General features: G+C 67.0%; 15 protein-coding genes, 1 pseudogene and 1 CRISPR repeat array. Of the genes and pseudogenes, 9 read left to right on the forward strand and 7 right to left on the reverse strand.

Annotated features, from left to right (window positions below; genetic code table 11):
• Positions 1-125: 125 nt before the first annotated feature.
• Positions 126-335: pseudogene (locus DS837_RS15280) on the forward strand (ATP-binding protein); the annotation flags it as partial.
• A 1,067-nt stretch (positions 336-1,402) separates the two neighbouring features.
• On the opposite strand, the gene DS837_RS15285 reads toward DS837_RS15280, so the two are convergent.
• Together DS837_RS15285 and DS837_RS15290 are read right to left on the reverse strand one after the other, a co-directional pair.
• On the reverse strand, positions 1,403-2,314 hold the full coding sequence (locus DS837_RS15285) for a ParB/RepB/Spo0J family partition protein (protein ID WP_170295870.1): 912 nt from the start codon (positions 2,312-2,314) through the stop codon (positions 1,403-1,405).
• On the reverse strand, positions 2,304-3,578 hold the full coding sequence (locus DS837_RS15290; RefSeq protein ID WP_247889943.1) for an AAA family ATPase: 1,275 nt from the start codon (positions 3,576-3,578) through the stop codon (positions 2,304-2,306). The genes DS837_RS15285 and DS837_RS15290 overlap by 11 nt, the downstream gene beginning before the upstream one ends.
• A gap of 322 nt (positions 3,579-3,900) precedes the next feature.
• Between DS837_RS15290 and DS837_RS15295 the strand changes: the two genes are divergently transcribed.
• The 4 genes from DS837_RS15295 to cas2 all read left to right on the forward strand — a co-directional run bounded on the left by DS837_RS15295 (position 3,901) and on the right by cas2 (position 11,740).
• Positions 3,901-6,960, forward strand: a complete 3,060-nt coding sequence (locus DS837_RS15295) for a class I SAM-dependent DNA methyltransferase (protein ID WP_211102245.1) — start codon at positions 3,901-3,903, stop codon at positions 6,958-6,960.
• Between the two features lie 244 nt (positions 6,961-7,204).
• A complete protein-coding gene (gene cas9 / locus DS837_RS15300) occupies positions 7,205-10,429 on the forward strand; it encodes a type II CRISPR RNA-guided endonuclease Cas9 (RefSeq protein WP_149165549.1) in 3,225 nt (1,074 codons plus the stop codon).
• Positions 10,426-11,376 carry a type II CRISPR-associated endonuclease Cas1 gene (cas1, locus tag DS837_RS15305; protein WP_149165550.1) on the forward strand — a complete coding sequence of 317 codons (951 nt, stop codon included), beginning with the start codon at positions 10,426-10,428 and terminating at the stop codon, positions 11,374-11,376. Before cas9 ends, cas1 begins: the two co-directional genes overlap by 4 nt.
• Before the next feature lie 64 nt (positions 11,377-11,440).
• Positions 11,441-11,740, forward strand: a complete 300-nt coding sequence (gene cas2 / locus DS837_RS15310) for a CRISPR-associated endonuclease Cas2 (RefSeq protein ID WP_247889944.1) — start codon at positions 11,441-11,443, stop codon at positions 11,738-11,740.
• 74 nt (positions 11,741-11,814) lie between these two features.
• A CRISPR array of direct repeats spans positions 11,815-12,312; the repeat unit is 36 nt; unit sequence AGTGTAGCCGATGGGAAACTGAGGTCCAGCCGCAAC.
• A gap of 267 nt (positions 12,313-12,579) precedes the next feature.
• Here the strand turns inward: cas2 and DS837_RS15315 are convergent.
• The 5 genes from DS837_RS15315 to DS837_RS15335 form a co-directional block, all read right to left on the reverse strand.
• A complete protein-coding gene (locus tag DS837_RS15315; RefSeq protein ID WP_149165551.1) occupies positions 12,580-14,217 on the reverse strand; it encodes an aldehyde dehydrogenase (NADP(+)) in 1,638 nt (545 codons plus the stop codon).
• 93 nt (positions 14,218-14,310) lie between these two features.
• Positions 14,311-15,813, reverse strand: a complete 1,503-nt coding sequence (locus DS837_RS15320) for a tripartite tricarboxylate transporter permease (RefSeq protein ID WP_149165552.1) — start codon at positions 15,811-15,813, stop codon at positions 14,311-14,313.
• A complete protein-coding gene (locus DS837_RS15325; RefSeq protein WP_149165553.1) occupies positions 15,807-16,292 on the reverse strand; it encodes a tripartite tricarboxylate transporter TctB family protein in 486 nt (161 codons plus the stop codon). Before DS837_RS15325 ends, DS837_RS15320 begins: the two co-directional genes overlap by 7 nt.
• 55 nt (positions 16,293-16,347) lie before the next feature.
• Positions 16,348-17,310: a tripartite tricarboxylate transporter substrate binding protein gene (locus DS837_RS15330; protein ID WP_149165554.1), complete on the reverse strand. Its 963-nt coding sequence runs from the start codon at positions 17,308-17,310 to the stop codon at positions 16,348-16,350.
• 50 nt (positions 17,311-17,360) lie between these two features.
• On the reverse strand, positions 17,361-18,350 hold the full coding sequence (locus DS837_RS15335) for a Bug family tripartite tricarboxylate transporter substrate binding protein (RefSeq protein ID WP_149165555.1): 990 nt from the start codon (positions 18,348-18,350) through the stop codon (positions 17,361-17,363).
• 191 nt (positions 18,351-18,541) lie between these two features.
• On the opposite strand from DS837_RS15335, the gene DS837_RS15340 reads away from it, so the two are divergent.
• From DS837_RS15340 to DS837_RS15355, 4 genes are all read left to right on the forward strand, one after another.
• On the forward strand, positions 18,542-19,456 hold the full coding sequence (locus DS837_RS15340; protein ID WP_149165556.1) for a dihydrodipicolinate synthase family protein: 915 nt from the start codon (positions 18,542-18,544) through the stop codon (positions 19,454-19,456).
• Positions 19,457-19,674: 218 nt separating this feature from the next.
• The gene (locus DS837_RS15345) at positions 19,675-20,481 is read left to right on the forward strand and encodes an IclR family transcriptional regulator (RefSeq protein ID WP_149165557.1); all 807 of its coding nucleotides are present in this window, start codon (positions 19,675-19,677) and stop codon (positions 20,479-20,481) included.
• Between the two features lie 148 nt (positions 20,482-20,629).
• Positions 20,630-21,628: a dihydroxyacetone kinase subunit DhaK gene (locus DS837_RS15350; RefSeq protein WP_149165558.1), complete on the forward strand. Its 999-nt coding sequence runs from the start codon at positions 20,630-20,632 to the stop codon at positions 21,626-21,628.
• 2 nt (positions 21,629-21,630) lie between these two features.
• Positions 21,631-22,245 carry a DAK2 domain-containing protein gene (locus DS837_RS15355; protein ID WP_149165559.1) on the forward strand — a complete coding sequence of 205 codons (615 nt, stop codon included), beginning with the start codon at positions 21,631-21,633 and terminating at the stop codon, positions 22,243-22,245.
• The last annotated feature ends 415 nt before the right edge of the window (positions 22,246-22,660 follow it).

Consider the following 22,660-nt stretch of genomic DNA (forward strand, 5'->3'; position numbering starts at 1 on the left):
GAACCACACGCGGCTGTGGTCAGTGGGAGTGGCGCCTGAAAGAACGCTCAGCCACCGATGAAATGGCTCCGTCGAACGCCGTTGGAGGAAACCGACATGGAACAGAGCAGTTTGGATAACGATGTTCCAGACGCTACGAGAAGGGCTCGGTGGTGGTGACCTCCAACCTCACCTTCGGCAGTTGGGACCAAGCCTTCGCCGGTGACGCCGTGCTCACCGCCGCCATGCTCGACCGCCTGCTCCACCATGCCGCCCTCGTCCAGATCCAGGGCGACAGTTGGCGCCTCAAGGACAAGCGCAAGGCGGGGTTTGCCTCCAAGACCGAGGGAAAATGAACGGCGCTGCCGCGGGGTGGGGCGCCCCCCACCCCGCGGCGTTCTGGTGGGTCAGTTTTCGACCGATGACCAAAGGCCAAAGAGGGTCAGTTTTCAGCCGGCGTTGACAACCTCTTGATCTTGGCCCACAGGCGCTCGATGATGTTGCGGTTGTTGTAGATCCGGGCCGGAACAGCCGGGCGAGCGCCGAGATCCCAGACGTGTTGGCGCAGCGCATCTGATGCGTACCCGGGTTGGCAACGATCCCGGCGGGAACGTCGGGCAGGACCTCCAGCAGACCCGAGGCGAGCGGCAGTTCGTGGGCTTGCGCCGGTGCCAGGGCAAAGCCGAGCGTGCGTCCAGCGTCTCCACAATCATGCAGGCCTTCGTACCATAGCCGCCACGAGAGCGGCCAAGGCCCTCACGCAGGTCTCGCTGCGCCCCGGAAAACCCCCTTGCTGGGTGCACCCGCAACCTTGGGATGCGTCCGGATCGTGGTGCCACCCAGGAACGTCGTGCCGAGTGCGAGGTCGCGCTGTCGGCACATTTCGATCAACGGATGCAGAATCTCCCGTCCCGCGTCCGTCAGAACCTCGGTTCCATTTACCACTGTCATCCCACCCAGATGGACACAGGCATCAAGCGCTACCAGCGTCCTAGTAAGGCAGCAGCGCGCGGAACAGTGTCCAATTGGGTGCGTCAGCGTCCTCACCGGTAAGCCGCGGTGCCACTCGGGCCGCCACCGATAGAGTCGAGACGCGCATCGTTCCGCTGCTCGTCGGTTCACCGTAATGAAGACGGCAAAGAAGGCAATCGCCAACGCTAAAGCGGATTGAGATCCGCTTTGGACCGTGACGGCGGTCCCGGTCGCTCATGCGACCGGAGCCCGCCTCTCGCGGGAACAGAGTTCCCGCTGGCGGCAGGCGGATGCCATCGGCATCCGCTGAGAGCCGGCGAACGAGGCGATATGCGTCTGAAGCGAACAAAAGTTCGCTTTAAATGCGAGCATCAAGGCTGAGCTGTTCATCGAAAAGAAGGGAAGGGCGCCAACACGAGTGGCCTCTGGTGCGACGTCGCACCATCGCGTGTCACTCCGCCAAAAGAGTGTCGATGCGTTCGCGAAGCTCCCTCAGAACGCCTCGCTGATCATCATCCAGGGATGCTCCCTGCTCCCGGACGGCGTCGATGGCCTTGAAGGTCTTCCGGACGCTGGTCACCATGCGGCTCACGACAGGGGCCGAGGTTCGGGAAAGTCCACCGTCAGCTGCGCTCGCTCCCCCGCTGGCGCCCGCATCGACCGCAATCTCCTTCCGTGCGGACCGGAGAGCCACAACGGTGGCGCCGCCCTTGGCCATTTCCCACATCCGAAGCTGAAGCGTCGGATCGTCGGCGTCCACCATTTCAAACAGCGCGGATTTGCCGATGCTCCGGCGATGCGCCGGGTATTCCTCAAGGATCGGAGAGGGCAGGGCGAGGATGCCAAGCGTCCGCGTCACTTCGGTTTTCCCAAGTCCGCTGGCGGCGGCAAGCTGCTCATGCGTGTAGCCGTGCTGCTCCCGCAGTGCGGCAAGCCCGGCGGCGGTTTCCACGGCATCGAGATCCTCGCGTTGCAGGTTTTCGACCAGCGCCAGTTCAGCGCCGTTCCCATCCTTGACCAACAGCGCGTAAATCGTGCTTTTGCCCGCCAACCGGGAAGCCCGGACGCGCCGCTCCCCCCAGACCAGCGTATAACGTCCGCCCTCGCCCTTACGAACGCCAATGGGTTGCCGGACGCCAACGCGGTGGATGGACTCGGCGAGCGCCTGCAACGCCACCTCGTCGAAATGCCGGCGCGGTTGGTGCGGGTTCGGGTCGATCCTGTCGAGGTCCAGTTCCACGACCTCGGGGTGATCCGCGGACACCCGGAAACGCGGGTCGCTCGACACGGCTTCGGACGCGCCGGTCACGGCCTTCGTCAGCATCTTCGACTTCGTCGCTTGGGCAAGAAGCTTATTGGACATGGGCCGTCTCCTCACGCTTGGCGCGCAGCGCGATGAGCGCATCCGCGACTTCCTGATAACTTTGAGCGCCGGGCGCCGTGGGGATCGCCTCCAGGGTCGGGCGACCGGCCGCCGATCCTTGCGGATATTGGGTGGAAGAGGGAACCGGGGAGAAAATGCGGGTCTTGGCGCCGTACAGATCGTGCAGCTGCGCCAGGGTCAGCCGGTCCATGGAATGGCGCTCCGCGTACATGGTCGGCAGGATGCCCAGCACTTCCACGCCCGGATTCACGCGACGGCGCACCTTGGCCAGCGTGTTGTCGATCAGCATCGGCACGCCAAGCGCGGCCATCGGTTCCGTCTGGACGGGTACCAGCACATAGTCGGAGCAGTTCAGCGCGTTGATGGTGACCTGCCCCAGGTTCGGAGGGCAATCCACCACGATGGCGTCATAAGCGGTGTCGATGTCGCCCAGCTTCTCGCGCAAGGCAAGATTGCTGTTGGGGTCCCCCGCCATCTCTCCATCGGCCTGGGACAGGGTCAGGCTCGACGGCAGGAGGTCGAACAGCCCACCGCAGACCGCAACGATGGTCTTCTCGATCGGGCGGTCCTTCAACAGCACATGGTAAAGCGTCGCCCCGTCACGGTCGAGCGCGTAGGCGTCGACGCCCAGATGCATGGTCGCGTTCGCCTGCGCGTCGGCATCGATCAGCAGCACCCTCATCCCCGCTTTCGCCAGCAGGAAGGCGAGGTTGACGGCGGTCGTCGTCTTTCCGACGCCGCCTTTCTGATTGGCGACGGATATCTTCGTCGCGGTCCGCGGAGAGCCGGGTCCGCCACCGCCGACCGTTCCACTGGGAAGGCCCTTCGGTCCGGCGGTCATCTTGTCGCTGACAGATATCAACTGTGCGACGATCTGTGGAATCCGCTCGCTGCCATTCTCCCAGCGGCTGACCCTGTTTCGGTCGTAACGCCGACTGAGCTGGCCGTTCAGCCATTCCGCCATCTCTTGCTGGCCCATGGTCCGGCCTTCGCGGAACGCCCGCAGTTGCTCACCCTTGATGGATATTGAAATCACGGCATCAACCCGTTCTGGGACTATCGGGGCCAACTTGTCGGCACGTGACAAAATCGTCAACTCGTCACGGTGACGTTGTTGGTGATTGCCCGCGCTCAAGCATGAAGTGCGCCATAATAGCCACACCCTGGCTTTGCCGACGGCATGGCACCGGATGAGAAGGTGGCGGCCGAGCTTCGCCGAGACGCGGATAATCTGCGAGGGCATGTGTGCTGGAAAACGCGGCATTGCCACTCGCAAACTTAGCAAACTTATGAAAAGAAGGCAAAAAATACAGGAATCATACAAAGGCATTATTTTGCGCTATATTCAAATCTCTCTCATAACCTTGCCTGTAAAGATTCTATTAAGAGTTAAAGATCAGCATTCCTCCTGCGACAACAAAAAAGAATTCATTTTCATGCTTGACGACGCCATGCTACCTCGCATGACGGTGGAGGAGTTCGTTCGCAAATGGGAGCGATCCACACTGGGCGAGAGTCAGGGAGCACAACAACACTTTGTCGATCTTTGTCATGTCTTGGGGGAAATGGCTCCGGCCGATGCCGACCCGACCGCCACGGACTATTGCTTCGAAAAGGCCGCTGCCAAGACCGATGGGCGGCCCGGACGCGCCGATGTCTGGAAACGCGGCTGTTTCGCCTGGGAATACAAGGGACCCGGACGCAATCTGGAAACGGCCTACGCGCAGCTCCAGCGCTACGCGCCGGCGCTCGACAACCCGCCTCTGCTGATCGTCAGCGACATGGTCCGGATTCGGGTCCACACGAACTGGACAAACGCCGTCACGGAGAAGCACGAGATCGGCCTGACCGACCTGCGCGATCCCGACCGCCTGAACATCCTGAAATGGGCCTTTGCCGCTCCGGAACGGCTGCGGCCCGGACAGACGCGGGCCATGCTGACCGAGGAGGCGGCTGGGCGCTTCGCCGCCTTGGCCGCCCGGCTGGTAAGGCGCGGGCACGACCGCTGGACGGTGGCGCATTTCCTGATGCGGCTGGTCTTCTGCATGTTCGCGGAGAATGTCGGCCTGCTGGGCGAGCGGATGTTCACCCGGCTGCTGGACGCGGCGGCCCGCGAACCGACGGAGTTCGTTTCCCTGGCGGAGCAACTGTTCCGGTCCATGCGCCACGGTGGGCGGGTCGGGTTCGAGAAGGTCGAGTGGTTCAACGGCGGCCTGTTCAACGACGCCGACGCACTGCCCTTGGAGGCCGGCGACATCGCGATGGTGCGCGAGGCGGCGCGGTTGGACTGGTCGGACATCGACCCGACGATCCTGGGGACCCTGTTCGAACGCGGGCTGAGCCCCGAACGGCGCACGGCTCTGGCGCGCGCGGTGGTGCGCCGCGACCGCGACGGTCTCTCGCAAGGGGCGGTCGGCGTCCACTACACGCCGGAACCCACCATCTTGAAGCTGGTGGAGCCGGTGGTCAGCCGCCCCCTGCGCCGGGAATGGGCGGTGGCGCGCGACCGGATCGTCGCCGTTCTGGACAAGGCCAAGTCCGCCGCGCCCAGGGAACGCGAGCGCCTCCGCCGGCAGGCGAGGGCGCTGTACGACGGCTTTCTTGAGCGGCTGCACCGTTTCCGCGTGCTGGACCCAGCCTGCGGTTCCGGCAACTTCCTGTATCTGGCGTTGCGCGCGCTGAAGGACCTGGAGCACGAGGTGGTGGTCGAGGGCGAGGGATTCGGCTTTCCCCGCCAGCTGGAGTTGGATCTGAAAGGCAACGAACGGCCGAAGACCATCGGGCCGGAAGCGGTGCTGGGCATCGACGTCAACCCGCTGGGCGTCGAGCTGGCCCGCATCTCCGTCTGGATCGGCGCGATCCAGTGGATGCGCCGCCACGGCTACGACGTGCCGCGCAACCCGATTCTGCAAAGCCTGACGACCATCGAGCAGAAGGACGCGCTGATCGACCTGATCGGCGGCGAGACCCGCTGGCCCGACGCCGGGACCCTGGCCGCCGGCGAGGAGACGGGCGGGAAGGACGCGGAGCCGTACCGCGTGGTCATCCTCGGCAACCCGCCCTTCCTCGGTGACAAATCCATGCTGGGCGAACTGGGCGAGGACTATGTGACGCGCCTGCGCCGCCTGTTCGCCGGGCGGCTTTCCGGGAACGTGGACCTCGTGTGCTACTGGTTCGAGAAGGCCCGCGCCTGCCTGGAGGAGGGCAGGGTGGAGCGCGTCGGCTTCGTCGCCACCAACTCGATCCGCGGCGGGGCCAACCGCAGCGTGCTCGACCGCATCCGCGCGAGCGGCACCATCTTCGACGCCTGGTCGGACGAGCCCTGGCAGGTCGAGGACGGCGCGGCCGTCCGCGTGTCGCTGGTCTGTTTCGGCCCCAAGGGCATCGACGAGACGCCCCGGCTGGACGGGAAGGAGGTCCCGGAAATCTTCGCCGACCTGACCGGGGGAGGGGTGGACCTGACGACGGCACGGCCGTTGGCGGAGAATGGTGGGGTGTGTTTCGAAGGCATCAAAAAGTATGGATCGTTCGATGTTCCCGGCGCGACGGCCCGGGCTTGGCTGGCTGGGCCGTTGAACCCAAACGGACGTCCGAATTCCGATGTTCTTCGTCCTTGGCTGAACGCGATGGATCTGGTTCGGTGCTCTTCGGATACGTGGGTAATCGATTTCGACGGCTTGGACGAGTTGGAGTCCGCGCTTTATGAGGCGCCCTTCGAGCATGTGCTGCGTCATGTGCAGCCTGAACGGGCCAAGGACCGTAACGCGCGGACCCGGCAACTGTGGTGGCTGCACGAACGCTCCCGTCCGGAACTGCGCGCCAGCCTGTCAGGGCTTGTCCGGTGCATCGTCACGCCGGTGGTCGCCAAGCACAGAGTTTTCGTCTGGCAGCCGGCAGGCGTGCTGCCAGCCAATCTTTTGGACGTTATCGCGCGGGACGACGACACGACGTTCGGCATTCTGCACAGCCGTTTCCATGAACTTTGGGCATTGCGTTTGGGGACGAGTCTCGAAGACCGTCCGCGCTACACGCCGTCCACGACCTTCGAAACCTTCCCCTTTCCGAACGGTCTTACCCCCGACCGTCCGGCGTCGGCTTATGCCGACGATCCCCGTGCCAAGGCCATTGCGGCGGCCGCGGAGCGGCTGAACAAGTTGCGGGAGAACTGGCTGAACCCGCCCGACCTCGTGGTGGAGGTGGATGAGGTGGTGCCGGGGTACCCGAAACGCCGGCTGCCCCGAGACGAGCGCGCCGCCGCGATCCTGAAGATCCGCACGTTGACCAACCTCTACAACCAGCGCCCGGCGTGGCTCGTGCAGGCTCACGTCGCCCTCGACGCCACTGTGGCCGACGCCTACGGCTGGCCGGCCGATCTTTCGGACGAGAAGGTGCTGGAGCGCCTGCTCGCCCTCAACCACGCAAGGCCGGCGGCGAGCGGGAAAATGTCTCAGAAGGGGAGGGGCAAGCCGGTCGACCGGCGCCAGGGGCACTTCAAGCTGCCTATCGATGGAAGCCGGGCGAAGCAGACACCCTCCGTGGAAATCAATGCACCAGAGACGGAGGCCGACGCCGTTCGACTGGAGGAGCCGCAAGAGAGCCGGAGGAGGGGGCGGGCACGACGATGAGCACCCGAAACAAGAAGGGGCAGGCCGTGGCCTGCCCCGCATCTTGTGCCCGCCGGAGCGGGCTTGTTAACGGCTGGACCTCGGTTTCCCATCGGCTAAAACAGGTATCGTTTCCAGCTGCCGAGAGAGTAGCAGAACCCTTCATGCGGTCAAGAGCCATGATATGATCGACCATGAATGGTGTTCGATAAACCGACCATAGCCGAACACGCGCGTATTCCTTCTTGGGGAGCGGCCCGATCCCATGCAGCCCTATCGCCTGTCCCTTGACCTCGGCACCAATTCCCTTGGCTGGTGCGTGCTCGATCTCGACCATGACGGACAGCCGAAGGGCATCCGGCGCATGGGTGTCCGTATTTTCACCGATGGGCGCAACCCCCAGGACAAGAGTTCTCTCGCCGTGGCGCGGCGAATCGCGCGGCAGATGCGGCGGCGGCGCGACCGGACGCTGGTGCGGCGCAACCGGCTGATGGCGGCGCTGATCCGCTTCGGCCTGATGCCCGGCGACCGGGCGGCGCGCAAGGCGCTGGAGCGGCTCGATCCGCTCGACCTGCGCGCGCGCGGGCTGACCGAGCGGCTGGAGCCCCACGAGATCGGCCGGGCGCTGTTCCACATCAACCAGCGCCGGGGCTTCAAGGCGATGCGTGGCGCCGGCGACGAGGAGGAGGCGGGCAAGATCCGCACCGCCATCGGCAAGCTGGACATCCAGATGGCGGAGGCCGGCGCCCCGACCCTCGGCGCCTTCTTCGACTGGCTGCGCGCCAACGGGCGCAGCGTGCGCGCCCGGATGGTGGGGCGAGGCGCCAAGGCCGAATACCCCTTCTACCCGGCCCGCCCGATGCTGGAGGCGGAGTTCGACCGGCTGTGGGCGGCCCAGGCGCGTCACCACCCGGCCATGCTGACGGAGGACGCGCGCGCCACCCTGCGCCACCGCATCTTCCACCAGCGCCCGCTGAAGCCGCCGGCGGTCGGCAAATGCTCGCTGTTCCCCGACGACCCGCGCGCCCCGCGCGCTCTGCCCTCGGCGCAGCGGTTCCGGTTCCATACCGAACTTGCCAACCTGCGGATCATCGCGCCGGACCGCAGCGAACGGCCGCTGACCGTCGGGGAGCGCGACCTGATCCTGCGCGCGGCGAAGGCCAAGCCGACCCGGAAGACCATTACTTTCAAGGACATCCGCAAGGCGCTGAAGCTCGGTTCGGACGTGGAGTTCTCCCACGAATCCACCCGCCGGCCGGAACTGGCGACCGACGAAACCTCGGCCCTGCTGTCCGACAAGAAGCGCTTCGGCCCGCGCTGGGCGAGGCTGACCCTGGCCGAGCAGGACGAGTTGGTCGAGCGGCTGCTGTCGGAAACCGACGAGGGCGCGCTGATCGACTGGCTGGTCGCCCGCTGGGAGCTGGAGCCCGAGGCCGCCGCCCGCGTCGCCGACGCGCCTCTGCCCGACTTCCACCTGCGCATCGGCCGGAAGGCCCTGGCCGTCCTGTTGCCGGTGCTGGAGCGGGAGTCGCGGGACGGGCGCCCGATCCGTTACGACGAAGCCGTGCCGGTCGCCATCCCCGGCACCCACCATTCCGACCGCCGGCCGGGGGAGCGGCTCAACACGCTGCCCTATTACGGCGCGGTTCTGGAACGCCACGTCGCCTTCGGCACCGGCGACCCGCAGCATGGGGAGGAAAAGCGGCTCGGCCGGCTCGCCAACCCGACGGTGCACATCGGGCTGAACCAGGTTCGGCTGGTGGTGAACGGGCTGATTGAACGCTATGGCCGCCCGCACGAGATCGTCGTTGAACTGGCCCGTCCGCTGAAGCAGACCCAGGAGGCCCGCCGCCGCAACGAGAAGGAACAGGCGGAAAACCAGCGGAAGAACGACGACCGCAGGGCCCTGCTGCGCCGCGTCAACGCGCCGGTCAACGGCCGCAACCTGATGAAGCTGCGCCTGTGGGAAGAGCAGGGGAGCGGCATCAACCGCCGCTGCCCCTACACCGGCGAGACCATCGGGCTGGAGCTTCTGCTGTCGGAGAAGGTGGATATCGACCACATCCTGCCCTTCTCCCGCGGCCTGGACGACAGCGCCGCCAACAAGGTGGTCTGCCTGACCGCCGCCAACCGCGAGAAGGCGAACAGGACGCCGTACGAGCGCTGGCACACGGACGAGGCGCGCTGGTCGCGGATTCTCGGCTGCGTGGAGGACCTGCCGCCCAACAAGCGCTGGCGCTTCGCCGAGAACGCCATGAACCGCTGGGACGAGGAGGGCGGTTTCCTCGCCCGGCAGATCACCGACACGCAATACCTCGCGCGGCTGGCGCGGGAGTATCTGCGCCACGTCTGCCACCCCGACCGGGTGCGCGTCTCGCCGGGGCGACTGACCGCCCTGCTGCGCCGGCGCTGGGGCGTCGATTCCATCCTGCGCGACCACAACCGCGAGGGCGGCGATCCGCCGATGGACGCGACCCACGCCAAGAACCGCGACGACCACCGGCACCACGCGCTGGACGCGGCGGTGATCGGCTGCATCGACCAGGGCATGGTGCAGAAGGTGGCCCAGGCCGCTTCCCGCGCGGAGGACCGCGGGATCGACCGGCTGATGGACGATCTGGAGGACCCCTGGGACGGTTTCCGCGACGAGCTGGCCGCGCGGGTGCGCGGGCTGACCGTCTCGCACAAGCCGGAACACGGCACCGGCGGCCGCCTGCACGAGGACACCGCCTACGGCCCGACCACCGAGAAAGAGCGGGAGAAGGGCTTCAACCTCGTCTACCGCAAGCCGTTGGACGGCCTGACGGAGAAGGAGATCGCGCGCATCCGCGACCCCGACCTGTGCTGGGCCATGCAGGACCGCGTCGCCTTCCACAAGGCCGGCCCCGACCGGCTGGACGTCAAGCAGGCGGTGGCGAAGGCGGCGGAGGATCTGGCGGCGACCGCGCCCTGGACCGGCATCCGCCGCGCCCGCCTGCTCGCCAAGGAGGCCGACCCGATCTGGCTCAACGGGCCGGACGGCGGGCCTTACAAGGGCCTGATCGCCGGCGACGTGCACCACATCGACATTGTGGCCCTGCCCGACGGCCGCTGGTCCGGCCGCGCCGCGACCCTGTTCGAGGCGCACCGCGCCGCTCTGCCCGACGGCCGCGCGGCGCCCTATGTCCCGGCGGAGGGCGAGCGCTTCGTCATGCGCCTGCACAAGGGCGACCTCGTGACGCTGAAGCATGACGGGCGCCTGCGCATCATGCGCGTGGCGCGGCTGGAGCCCGCCAACAACCGCGTCCGCATGGCCGAGCATGTCGAGGCGGGCGAACTGGACAAGCGCCATGCCGACCCGGACGACCCGTTCCGCTGGCTGATCGTCGCTTTCAGCATGCTGCGCCAGCGCGAAGCGCGACGGGTGACGGTCGATCCGCTGGGCCGGGTGCGCGACCCCGGCTTCCCGAAATGGGCGGTGTTGCCGCCTGACCTGGAGACGGCCTCATGACCGGCCGCATCGTCGAGATCGCCGAGGACGGCCGGCACCTCTCGCTGTCGCGCGGCTTCCTGGTGGTGGAGTCGCGGGGCGCGGAGATCGGGCGGGTCCCGCTGGACGACATCGCCTCCGTGGTGGCGAACGCGCACGGGCTGACCTATTCCAACAACCTGCTTCTGGCCTTGTCCGAACGGGGCGTGCCGGTGGTGCTGTGCGGGCCGAACCATGTGCCGGCGGCCTTCCTTTGGCCGGTCGACGGCCACCATGTGCAGGCCCAACGCATGCGCGCCCAGCTCGACGTGTCGGTCCCGCAGACGAAAAGGCTGTGGCAGATCCTGGTACGCGCCAAGATCCGCCAGCAGGGCGCGGTGCTGGAGGCGAGGGGCGCGCCCTCCGGCGCCTTCGAGGCTCTGGCCCGCAAGGTGCGCTCCGGCGATCCCGACAACATCGAGGCGCAGGCCGCACGCCGCTACTGGCCGCTGCTGCTCGGCGACGACTTCCGGCGCGACTCGGATGCGGGCGGGGTAAACGGGTTGCTGAACTACGGCTATGCGATCCTGCGTTCCACCGTGGCGCGCGGGGTGATGGGGGCGGGGCTGCATCCCACACTGGGGCTGTTCCACCGCAACCGAGGCAACCCGCTGTGCCTGGTGGATGACCTGATGGAGCCGTTCCGCCCCTTTGTTGACCTTGCCGTGCTGCGGCTGACCGAGGCCGGGCATGAAGCGGTGACTCCGGAGGCCAAGCGCTTCCTGGCTCTCGTGCCCTCGCTCGACCTGCCAACGGCCGAGGGCACGACACCCCTGTCCACCGTGGTGATGCGGGCGGCGACATCACTGGCTCAGGCCTATGAGAGTGGGGAAGCCACACTCGATCTGCCGGCGGGTGAAGGGGGCAAGGCGTGGGCGCCGATGCCGCTGGAGTGGCCGGCGCCTCCGAAGGTGCCGCAACCGGCGTGACGGGGCAGGTTCACAGAGAGGCGATCAGGCGGCGTCGATGCTGAGCGGGTACCGGATCATGTGGATGATGGTTCTGTTCGACTTGCCGGTGCTGACTAAACGCGAGCGCAAGGCCGCCACGACCTTCCGCAAGTTCCTGCTCGACCAGGGTTTCGAGATGTCGCAGTTTTCCGTCTACCTGCGCCACTGCGTGGGCAAGGAGCAGGCGGAGGCGCTGACCCGGCGAATCGAGAAGGCCATTCCGCCCACCGGAAAGGTGCATATCGTCTTCATCACGGACAAGCAGTATGAAACCATCCTGTGCTTCGACGGCCGCGTACGTCAGCCATCCCGGAAGAATCCGGAGCAATATGTGCTGTTCTGACCCGCGCGAAGAGGGATTCCATATCGAAAAAGGGCGGGATAAGGCTGCCTTTTCAGTGCCTTATCCCGCCCCCAAGTGTAGCCGATGGGAAACTGAGGTCCAGCCGCAACTAGCCCTGGTCGACCGCCAGCACGTCGACGAGTGTAGCCGATGGGAAACTGAGGTCCAGCCGCAACTCCAGCCGGTTGCGCGTCCCACCGCCGACGAGTGTAGCCGATGGGAAACTGAGGTCCAGCCGCAACCATCCCACTGAGGGGCCTCACGGGTCAGGAAGTGTAGCCGATGGGAAACTGAGGTCCAGCCGCAACAGCCGGGCTCTGGTGGTCGAATGCCGGTCAAGTGTAGCCGATGGGAAACTGAGGTCCAGCCGCAACGACGCGGGCGCGCAGCGGCGGGTTGTAGTTAGTGTAGCCGATGGGAAACTGAGGTCCAGCCGCAACTGGTGGTGAGCGCGCCAGGAGGACGCTGAAAGTGTAGCCGATGGGAAACTGAGGTCCAGCCGCAACCGCCGCGGCGTCCATGCCGATCGTGATCGTAGTGTAGCCGATGAGAAGCCGAGGTCCAGCTGCAACGACACCGAAGCTGGCTGCTTGGCACCGTCAACTTGTTGGTAGCCGGGCGGAGCGAAGCCTGATTTGGCCGGGAGGCTGATGGCGCTCCGGTGATCACGCCGCCAGCGGCGCGCCGGCGACCTCGGCCCGGACCTGAATCTCAAAGACCTCCGGTTGCGGTGCAATCCACCGCAGCCGGGTGTCTCATTGAACCGTGCCACGCCCCGATGAACGCCCAACACTCAACCCGCCCCGCCGAGCACGAAATTCCGGACACTTCCGTGGCGATCACCGGGCCTCACCCTCGATCCTGCCGGCAGGCTCACAAACGGAGGCGTCCTTCCCGTCGGGTCCCTGAAGATCGCCGTCGATACGGCGCCACAGGTTCAGCGGGTTGCCATCCTGAACCGCCTCGGGCAGCAGCGCCGCCGGAACATCCTGGTAACAGACGGGCCGCAGGAAGCGGCGGATCGCCAGGGTCCCCACCGAGGTGGTGCGGCTGTCGGAGGTCGCCGGAAAGGGGCCGCCGTGGACGATGGCATGGCACACCTCGACCCCCGTCGGCCAGCCGTTGAACAGCACCCGTCCAGCCTTCCGCTCCAGTGTCGGGAAGAGGTGGCGGGCCACGTCGGCGTCCGCGCCGTCGGCGTGCACGGTCGCGGTGAGTTGGCCCTCCAGACGCTCGGCCACCGCACGCATCGTCGCCACCTCGGGGCAGCGGATCACCAGCGAGGCGGAGCCGAACACCTCCTCCTGCAAGCCCGGGTCGGACAGGAAGGCCCTGGCGTCGGTGGCGAACAGCGCCGCCTGGCACTGGTTCGGCCCGGCGCAGGCCTGCCCGCGCGCGACCGTCCGCACGTCCGAACGCGCCATCAGCCGGCGCACGCCGTCGTCATAGGCGGCGTGGATGCCCGGCGTCAGCATGGTGGCCGCCGCGCTCTCCCGCAGGGCTGCCGAGGCCGCCTCCAAAAAGCGGTCCAGGCCGGAGCCGTCCACCGCGAGGACGAGCCCCGGATTCGTGCAGAACTGACCGGCGCCCATGGTCAACGAAGCGGCAAACGCCTTGCCAAGCGTCTCCGCCCGCGTCTCCAACGCGGCGGGCAGCAGGAATATCGGGTTGATGCTGCTCATCTCGGCATAGACGGGGATGGGCTCACGCCGCGCCGCCGCGACGTTCATCAGCGCAACGCCGCCCCGGCGGGAGCCGGTGAAGCCCACGGCCTTGATGCGCCGGTCGGCGACCAGCGCGGTTCCGACCGCATGACCGGAATCGAACAGCATGGAGAACACGCCGTCCGGCAGGCGGCACTCGGCAACCGCAGCCTGAATGGCGCGCCCGACCAATTCCGATGTGCCGGGATGGGCGGGATGCGCCTTGACGACCACCGGGCAACCGGCGGCCAGCGCCGACGCGGTGTCGCCGCCGGCCACGGAAAAGGCCAGCGGGAAATTGCTGGCACCGAACACCGCCACGGGGCCCAGCGCGATGTGGCGCTGACGCAGGTCGGGCCGCGGCAGGGGGCTGCGGTCAGGCTGTGCCCGGTCGATGTGGGCGTCGAGCCAACCGCCCTCCCGCACCACTTGGGCGAACAGGCGCAACTGGCCGACCGTCCGGCCGCGCTCGCCCTCGATACGGGGACGCGGCAGGCCGCTCTCGGCCACGGCCCGCTCGACCAGCGCGTCGCCCAGATCGAGGATGTGCCGGGCCATGGTCTCAAGGAGGCGGGCGCGGGTTTCCAGCCCCGTTTCACGAAAGATGTCGAACGCCTCCCAGGCCAGAGCGCAGGCGCGCTCCACCTCATCCTCGCCGCCGCCGCCGAAGGCCGGCTCCATCTCGCGGCCGGTGGCGGGGTCGACGGCCCGGAAGGTGACGCCCTTGCCATACACGGCGGCGCCGCCGATCAGCATCTCGCCAGTCATCGTCATGGCACGTTCCTGTCAGGGGTTTCTTGAACTGCAGCGCGGAGGGCCCCCGAAGCCCTCCGCGCGTGGTCACGATGAGGAGCGGCCGCCGGTGCGTCACGTCAGGACGGGGCGCGCCTTGGCTGCGTCCACGAGCTTCAGGACGCCGGTCAGCGCCCAGGAGCCCAGGGTCACCACCGCGAGGGCGATGGCGAGCGGACGGTCGAAGAACACGGACAACTCTCCGCCGCTCTTCAGCATGGACGTCATGAAGGTCTGCTCGATCACCGGCCCGAGGATCAGGCCGAGCACTGCCGGAGCCATGGGAATGTCGTTGGCTTCCATGAAATAGCCGAGCAAACCGACGATGGCGATGATTCCGACCGCGAACAGCGTGTTCTCGACCGAAAAGGCCCCGACGATGCAGAAGAGCAGGATGATCGGTGTCAGATAGGACCTCGGCACCTTCAGGATCAGGCCGAAGGTGCGGATGCACAGGATGCCCAGCGGAATCATCAGAAGGTTCGCAACGAAGAAGATCGCGAAGATCGAGTAGATCGCCGTCGGGTTGTTGAGGAAGATGGTCGGGCCGGGGTTGAGGCCCTTCAGGAACATGACGCTGATCACGATGGCGGTGATCGCGTCTCCGGGGATTCCGAACACGGTCGCCGGGATGTAGGCTCCCCCCAGGCTGGCGTTGTTCGCCGCGCCGGCGGAGATGAGGCGTTCGACCTTCTGGTCGAGGGCGTTCGGATCCTTGCCCTTTTGCGACCGGCGGGTGACCGCATAGGAGATCCATGCGGCGATGTCCGCGCCGGCCCCCGGCAGAGCGCCGACGAGCGTTCCCAGCGTGCTTCCGCGCAGGACCTCGCGGCGGTGTCGCCACATCAGGCGGCCCATGCCGGCGCTGACCGAGCCGACCGCCAGCTGCGCCTGCCGTTCGCCGGTTGGCGGAAGCGTCACGGTGCGCAACAGCTCGGAGATCGCGAAGACGCCGATGAGCAGCGGAATCAGGCCGAGGCCGCCGAGCAGATTGGTGACGCCGAAGGTGAAGCGTGGAGTCCCGGAGACCGGATCCATGCCGATGGTCGACAGCCCCAGCCCGAACAGCAGGGCCGCCACCCCCTTGAGAAGCGACGAGCCGCCGACGAAGGTCGCGCAGCTGAGGCCCAGGACCGCGAGCCAGAAATATTCCACGCTGCTGAACTGAAGCGCCAACTCGGCCAGGTTCGGAGCCGCCAGGGTCAGAACCAGGGCGCTCAGCAGGCCCCCCAGGACCGAGGAGAACAGGCCGGCTCCGAGGGACAGCCCGGCCTTGCCTTCGCGCGTCAGGCTGTATGCGTCGTCGGTGTAGGCCGCCGACGCCGGCGTGCCCGGCATGCGCATGAGCGCACCCGGGATGTCGCCGGCAAAGATAGCCATGGCGGAGGACGTGATGATGGCCGCGATCGCCGGCACGGGTTCCATGAACATGACGACCGGCACCAGCAGGGCCGTGGCCATCAGCGCGGTAAGGCCGGGGATCGCCCCCAGCACCAGCCCGTAGATGGCCGAAGCGACGATCACCAGCAGCAGGTGGACGTCGAGCAGGACGCCGAGAACGTCCGTTAGGATCACCATAGCAGCCACCCCGAAATGTTCTGAAGCGGTCCCCACGGCAGGGGTACGTGGAGCACGGAGGCGAAGATCGCCGTCAGCACGACGGCGGTGACGGCTCCGGCCGGCACGCCGCGGCGCAGAGGCACACCGGATACGGCCAGCACGAGGACCATCACCAGGACGGCGGTGAGCAGGAAACCGGCCGCGTCGACGATCAGCACGTAGAGGGCGATCGCGGCGGGGATGGAGCAGAACCGCACCCATCCCTGCCGGGTCCGCGACCACTCCGGTCGGTGCCAGAGGGGTTCGGTGCGCAAGGTGCGGAGGCCGAGCAGCGCGATGACTCCTCCGACGAGGATCAGCCCCGAGCCGATGATCAGCGGGAAGAATCCGGGGCCAAACTTGAGATGGCGCGGCGGCTTCAGGTCGGCCGCGTACTCGATCATCAGGATGCCGATCGCGATGAAGAACAGGCCGACGAGGACGTCTTGAACTTTCATGGCGGATAGCCTCCACCGTCAGAAGGAATGCATGGTTTGCCCGGCCCCCCGCCGATCACTTGCCGTAACCGAGGGCGTCCATGACGCGGGCGGTGTCCTTCTCGTGGCGCAGCATCAGCTCCTCAAGCTGCTTGCCGTTCAGGTACTTGATCCCGAAATTCGCCTTCGCCATGGCGTCCTTGTAGGCCGTGCTCTGCGTCGCCTTGGCGACCGCGGCGTCCAGCTTCGCGACGACATCGGCCGGCATTCCGGCCGGACCGCCAAGGGCCCGCCACGTTCCGCCGTCGACGGCGGTGCCGATGGACTGCTTGGTGGTGGGCGCGTTGGGGAATCCGGGCACCGGCTCGGGGCTCAGAACGGCCAGGGGACGCACGCGGCCGGCCGACATCAGGGCGGACGCCTCGGGAAGGGAGGCGGTCTGGAAATCCACGCCGCCCGCCGCGAGTTCGATGAGGCCGGGTGCGGCGCCCTGGCCCGGCACCCATTTGATCGCGGCAACGTCGATCCCATAGTCGAGCATCATGCCGGCCACCGGGATGTCCCACACGCTGCCGCAGCCGCCGCTGCAGTGGACCTTGAAAGAGCCCGGGGAGGCCTTGATCGCCTCCAGAGCCGTCTTCAGATCGTTGAAGCGGGACCCGGAACCGACCAGAAGGGAGGAGGAATCACCGTTGAAGTTGGCGATCGGCGTGAAGTCCTTGGCCGTGAAGTCGGCTTGTCCCGTCGCCTTGTAGCCCGCATACGGGAAGAGAAGCCCGACGGTGTAGCCGTCGGGCGTGGCGTTCTTGATCGCCGTCAGGCCGACCACGCCGCCCCCCTGGCCCTGGTTGACGATGGTGATCGGCTGCCCAAGGATCTCCTTCAGTTCCCGTGCCAGGATGCGGGTCGTCGTATCGCCGCCGCCGCCGGCCGCCGCCGGAACGATGATGGTGACCGGGCGCTCGGGATATTCGGCCTGCGCCGTGCCGGCCAGCCCGGCGAAAGCCATCAGAACGGATGCAAGAACGCTGATACGCATGGATTTTCCTCCCATTGCCGTCCGACGCGCGCACGCCATCGGATCGATATCTACTTGTTGTACCCGACGGCGTTGATCGCGCGTGCAGTCTCCTGCTCGTGCTGCTCCATGAAGGCCTTCAGCTCGGTCCGTCCAAGCCAGGCCGCCCCGAACCGGCGCGCCTTCATCTCGTGCTGGAAGCGGTCGCTCTCGAACGCGTCCTTCACCGCGGATTCGATCCGCGCCACGAGCGCGGGGTCCATGCCAGGGGGGCCGGCCAGACCGCGCCAGGTGCCGCCACTGTACGGCTTCCCGACCTGTTCGCCGACGGTGGCGACGTCCGGGTAGCCCTCGATGCGCGTCTCGCTCATCACCGCGATGCTGCGGACCCGGCCCGCGTCGCGCAGCGCGTCGACCTCGGGAAGCGAGCACAGGACGACATCGACGCCGCCCGAAGCCAGTTCCTGCAGTCCGGCCGCCGATCCGGCGGCGGGAATCAGATTGAGCCGTTTGGCATCGACGCCCTGGTCGAGAAGCAGGGAAATGAAGGGGATGTCCCAACTGGCGTTGCACGTGCCGCCGCACGAGATGCGGAGCGAGCCGGGATCCGCCTTCAGCTTGGCCACGATGTCCGCCACGCTCTTCAGCGGGGAGTTCTGCGCAACGTGCACCGCCGCCGGATCGGCGTTGAACTGGGCGATCGGGGTGTAGCTCGCCGACGTGAAATCGGCCTGTCCCAGCAGCTTGTACTGGGCGAACGGGGCGATCTGGCCCAGCGTGTAGCCGTCGGGCTTGGCCGTCGTGTAGGTCGTCATCCCGACGACGCCCGATGCCTGAGGCTGGTTCACGACGTTGAAGGGGCGGCCGAGCTTGGCTTCGAGTTCCCGGGCGAGCAGGCGCATCGTGTAGTCGCTGCCGCCCCCGGCCCCGGCAATGACGATCAGCGTCACCGGCCGCTCGGGCCATTCGGCAAGGGCCGGAGCGGCCCCCGCAAGACACGTCAGCATGGCAACGGTGGCCGCCGTCCCGCGGCCGAGCCTGCCTATGGGCAGTCCCATCATGAGCGTCTCCTCCAAGACATGCCGCAGGGCGGTTCGGTGCCCTGCCTTTCTTGCCGTATCCCACGATACGGGATGTTCGTCAAGCGAACATCCCATCGTATCCAATTGGAATTGGCTTGTTGCGCGTTGACAGGCGATGGGCGCCGAATGTAAATACCGCATTGTGGGACACACAAGGAGGAAGCGTCCAAATGTCAACATCGCTGAGCGGCATCATCCCCCCCCTGGTCACGCCGTTCACGGCCGACGGGGAGATTGATGAGGCGGCGTTCCGCGCCCAGGTGCGGTTCATGCTGCAAAAGGGTGTCCACGGCGTCTGCGTCGGAGGAAGCACCGGCGAGGGGCACACCCTCTCGACCGAGGAACTGACGCGTCTCGTCGCCATTTCCTGCGAGGAGGTCGACGGCGCCGTCCCCGTCGTGGCGGGAATCATCGTCAACAGCACCCGCGACGCCATCGCTAAGGCCAGGGCCATGGCGCACCTGCCGGTGGCGGCCTTGCAGGTGACGCCCGTCCACTACGTCTTCAAACCCGACGAGGACGCGACGCTGGCGCATTTCCGCACGCTCGCGGGCGAGACGAAGGTGCCGATCGTCATCTACAACGTGGTGCCCTGGAACTACCTGTCGCCGTCGCTCCTGGTCCGCATCATGAAGGAGATCGACAGCGTCATCGGCGTCAAGCAGAGCGCGGGCGACCTCAAGCTGATGGCCGATCTGCTGAACGAGCAGGTGCCGGGCAAGCTCGTCTTCACGGCGGTCGACGCGCTTCTCTACCCGTCCTTCGCGCTGGGCGCCCACGGCACCATCGCGGCGAACCCGGCCGCGGTGCCCGGCGTGACCGTCGCGCTGTGGAATGCCGTGCAGGCCGGCGACCATCCGCGCGCGCTGGAAATCCACCGGAGTCTGCTGGCCTTCTGGAACACGATCAACGGCGACAACCTGCCTGGGTGCGTCAAGCATTCGCTCAGCCGGCAGGGGTGCGAGGTCGGCGTCCCGCGCCAGCCGATGCCCGCCGCCACCGAAGCGCAGAAGGCGCGCATCGATGCCGCCCTGCGCGAAGTGCTTCGTTACGAGGCCTCGCCGACAACGGCCGCGGCGGAATAACCGCGTCGGCCGAAGCCATGGAATGCCGGCCACCCTCGCAAGCGCGCTTGCGAGGGTGGCATCCCCTGGGAGGGACGATGAGCGCGTCGACACGACTTGACCCGGGAGGGCCGGTTGGCCGATCTTTGCTCCGCCTTGCGCCTGAAGCAGGCGGAGCCGGGCTCCACGACCATGCCCGGTACGCCTGTCCGGCAGGTGAGCAGAAGGGACAGGCATTCTTGAAGACGAACAACATCAAGTCAGCTGGAAAGATGCTCAGCGTCCTTGAATGTTTTTCCACCGTCGACCGCAGGCTGTCGCTTGCCGATGTGGCGCGCCGGACCAAGCTTCCGCGCAGCACGGCACACCGCCTTATTCTCACGCTCAAGGAAATCGGGTTCCTGGAACAGGACCACAGCCGCGACGAGTACCGGCTCGGCATCAAGCTCTTCGAGCTGGGATCGATCGTTCTGGCCAACATGGACGTGCACCGCGTGGCGAAGCCATACGTGGATGCGCTCAGCGCCCTGTCGCGGGAGTCCGTCCACCTGTGTGTCTTCGACGGCATGAAGATGGTCTTCATCGAGCGGGGAGCGGGGGGCCGATCCGGCCCGAACAACGCGACGACCACGATGGAGGCGTCGCCCTGCCATTGCACCGGTGTCGGCAAGGCGACCCTGGCTTTCCAATCCGACCTCGTCATCGACCGCGTCCTCGGGATGGGGCTTCCGGCCTACACACGCAACACCCTCACCGACCCCGACCGGCTGAGGGAGGACCTGGCATCGATCCGCAAGCGCGGATACGCCATCGACGACGGTGAGATCGACATCGGCGTGCGCTGCGTCGCCGCACCGATCCGCAACACCAGCGGGCATGTCTTCGCCGCGGTGAGCGTGAGCGGCCCCGCCACGCGCATGACGCACGAACGGGTGCAGAGCCTCGCTCCGGTCGTCATGAGCCACGCGGAATCGATTTCGTTCCAGCTGGGCTACAGCAACGGTGACGACGCCGCGGCGCCGGCGCCGGACACACCCATCACGTAACGGGCGGGACCGGGCCCCAGCGTCCGGTTCCAAGCCCCACAAGCCCGCATCCGACCAACAAACCTTTCCAGTCACCGAAGCGCCGGAGCGCTGCGGGCGGGGGGGGCTGCCATGGCGCGCGGACGCGGCGCAACGGGAGGAATCCATCGTGAAGAAGCTGATCAACGATCCTGCGCACTATGTGGACGAGATGCTCGACGGGCTGTGCGCAGCCCATCCGTCACTCATGCGGGACGGACCGGCGGGGCGGGTGATCCGCCGCGCCGACGGCGCCCGGGCGGGCAAGGTCGGCATCGTGACCGGCGGCGGATCCGGACACCTGCCCCTGTTCACCGGCTACGTCGGTCCGGGCCTCGTCGACGCCTGCTCGATCGGCAACGTCTTCGAGGGCCCGACCGTGGATTCCTGCATAGCTGCGATCAAGGCGGCGGACGGTGGGCGCGGTGTCCTGCGTCTGTACGGGAACTACGGTGGCGACCGCATGAACTTCGATATGGCGGGGGAGTTCCTGGAGGACGATGGCCTGGAACTGAGCACGGTGCTCGGCACCGACGACATCGCCAGCGCCGCTCCCGAAGAACGCAACAAGAGGCGCGGCGTCGCCGGCATCGTCTACGCCTACAAGATCGCTGGCGCCCGGGCCGATGAGGGCGCCTCGCTGGCCGAGGTGACCGCGGCGGCGGCGAAGGCCGTGGAGCGGACGCGGACCATCGGCTGCGCCCTTTCGTCCTGCCAGATCCCCGGCGCGGCGGAGCCGTCGTTCCGTATCGCCCCAAGCGAAATGGAAATGGGCATCGGCATCCACGGCGAGCCCGGAATCTGGCGCGACACGCTCAAGCCGGCGGATGCCGTCGCGGACGAGATGGTCGAACGCCTCCTGGCGGAACGTCCCGAAGGAGGCGGAAACCGGGTGTCGGTCCTGGTCAACAGCCTCGGCGCCACCCCCCTGGAAGAGCTCTTCATCCTGTACCGGCGCATCGCGGAACGGCTGGACAAGGCCGGGCTGGCGGTCGTCCAACCCCTGGTCGGGCCTTATGTGACCTCGATGGAAATGGCCGGCGTGTCGCTCAGCCTTTGCTTCCTCGACGATGAGCTGGAACGGCTTCTCGCCGCTCCGGCGTCCTGCCCCTTCTGGAAGGTTGGTTGACCATGGGCCTGACCGTCACGCACATTGCCGCCGGTGTCGCCCTCGCGCACGCGCGCATGACGACCCTTGAACAGGAACTCAATGTGGCCGACTCCAGGCTCGGCGATGGGGACACCGGCGGCATGTTGCGCCGGGTGCTGGATCTCATGGCCGAGCAGCGGATGGATGGGATTGACGATGTCGGGGTGAGCCTGGGCATCCTTGCCAAGGCTGCGGCCTCTGCCACGGGATCGAGCCTCGGCACCTTGCTCGCGACCGGGCTCCTGACGATGTCGAAGAGGACGAAGGGGCGGACCGAAATCCCCTGGAGCGAACTGGCCCCCCTTCTCGAACAGGCGCGCGATGCCGTCATGGCGCGAGGCGGCGCGAAGCTCGGGGACAAGACCGTGGTCGATGCGCTCGATGCGGTTTCCTCGGCCCTGGCCGGCACCGGGGATCAGGCTGCGATCCGCGCAAGAGCGGTCGCAGCCTGTGACGAGGCGCTCGTTCGCTTCCGGAATGAACCTTGCCGCATGGGACGTGCCCGCATGTATGCCGACAAGAGCATCGGCATGGATGATCCCGGCATGCTCGCCTTCGCGCGTCTCACCGAGAGTCTCTGTCGGCATGACGGGTAAGGCTCCGTCAGCTCCTTGATCCCGACAGTGGGCCCGCTCCGGATCGGTGGACAGTTCTGTTAAGCTCGCGCCGGAAGCGGAGAGGTGACGTGACGACTACCCGGCTCGGGTGCTCTGCGACACCCTCGGCGTGTCACCATCGGGCTGCTGTGCTTGGCGCACGCGACCCGGACGCGACCTGTTCGCCTGCATCCGAGGCTGCTGCGATCGCCAACGCCTGCGCTTGGCGACCGGCTGCATCACCCCGGAGCAGGCTGAGCTTCAGGCCGCACAACCCGGTGTCCATCCTTCCGGGGGCCGCCTAAGCGGGTTTCTCCAGATCGGGCCACAGCCCCGGGCTGGAGAAACCCGCGGACTCAAAGGTTTTGCAGAATTTCCGAGCCCGCCCATCCGTGGGCGGAGTTCGGAAATCCTG

Source organism: Azospirillum brasilense, assembly GCF_008365405.1.
Classification (GTDB): domain Bacteria; phylum Pseudomonadota; class Alphaproteobacteria; order Azospirillales; family Azospirillaceae; genus Azospirillum; species Azospirillum brasilense_D.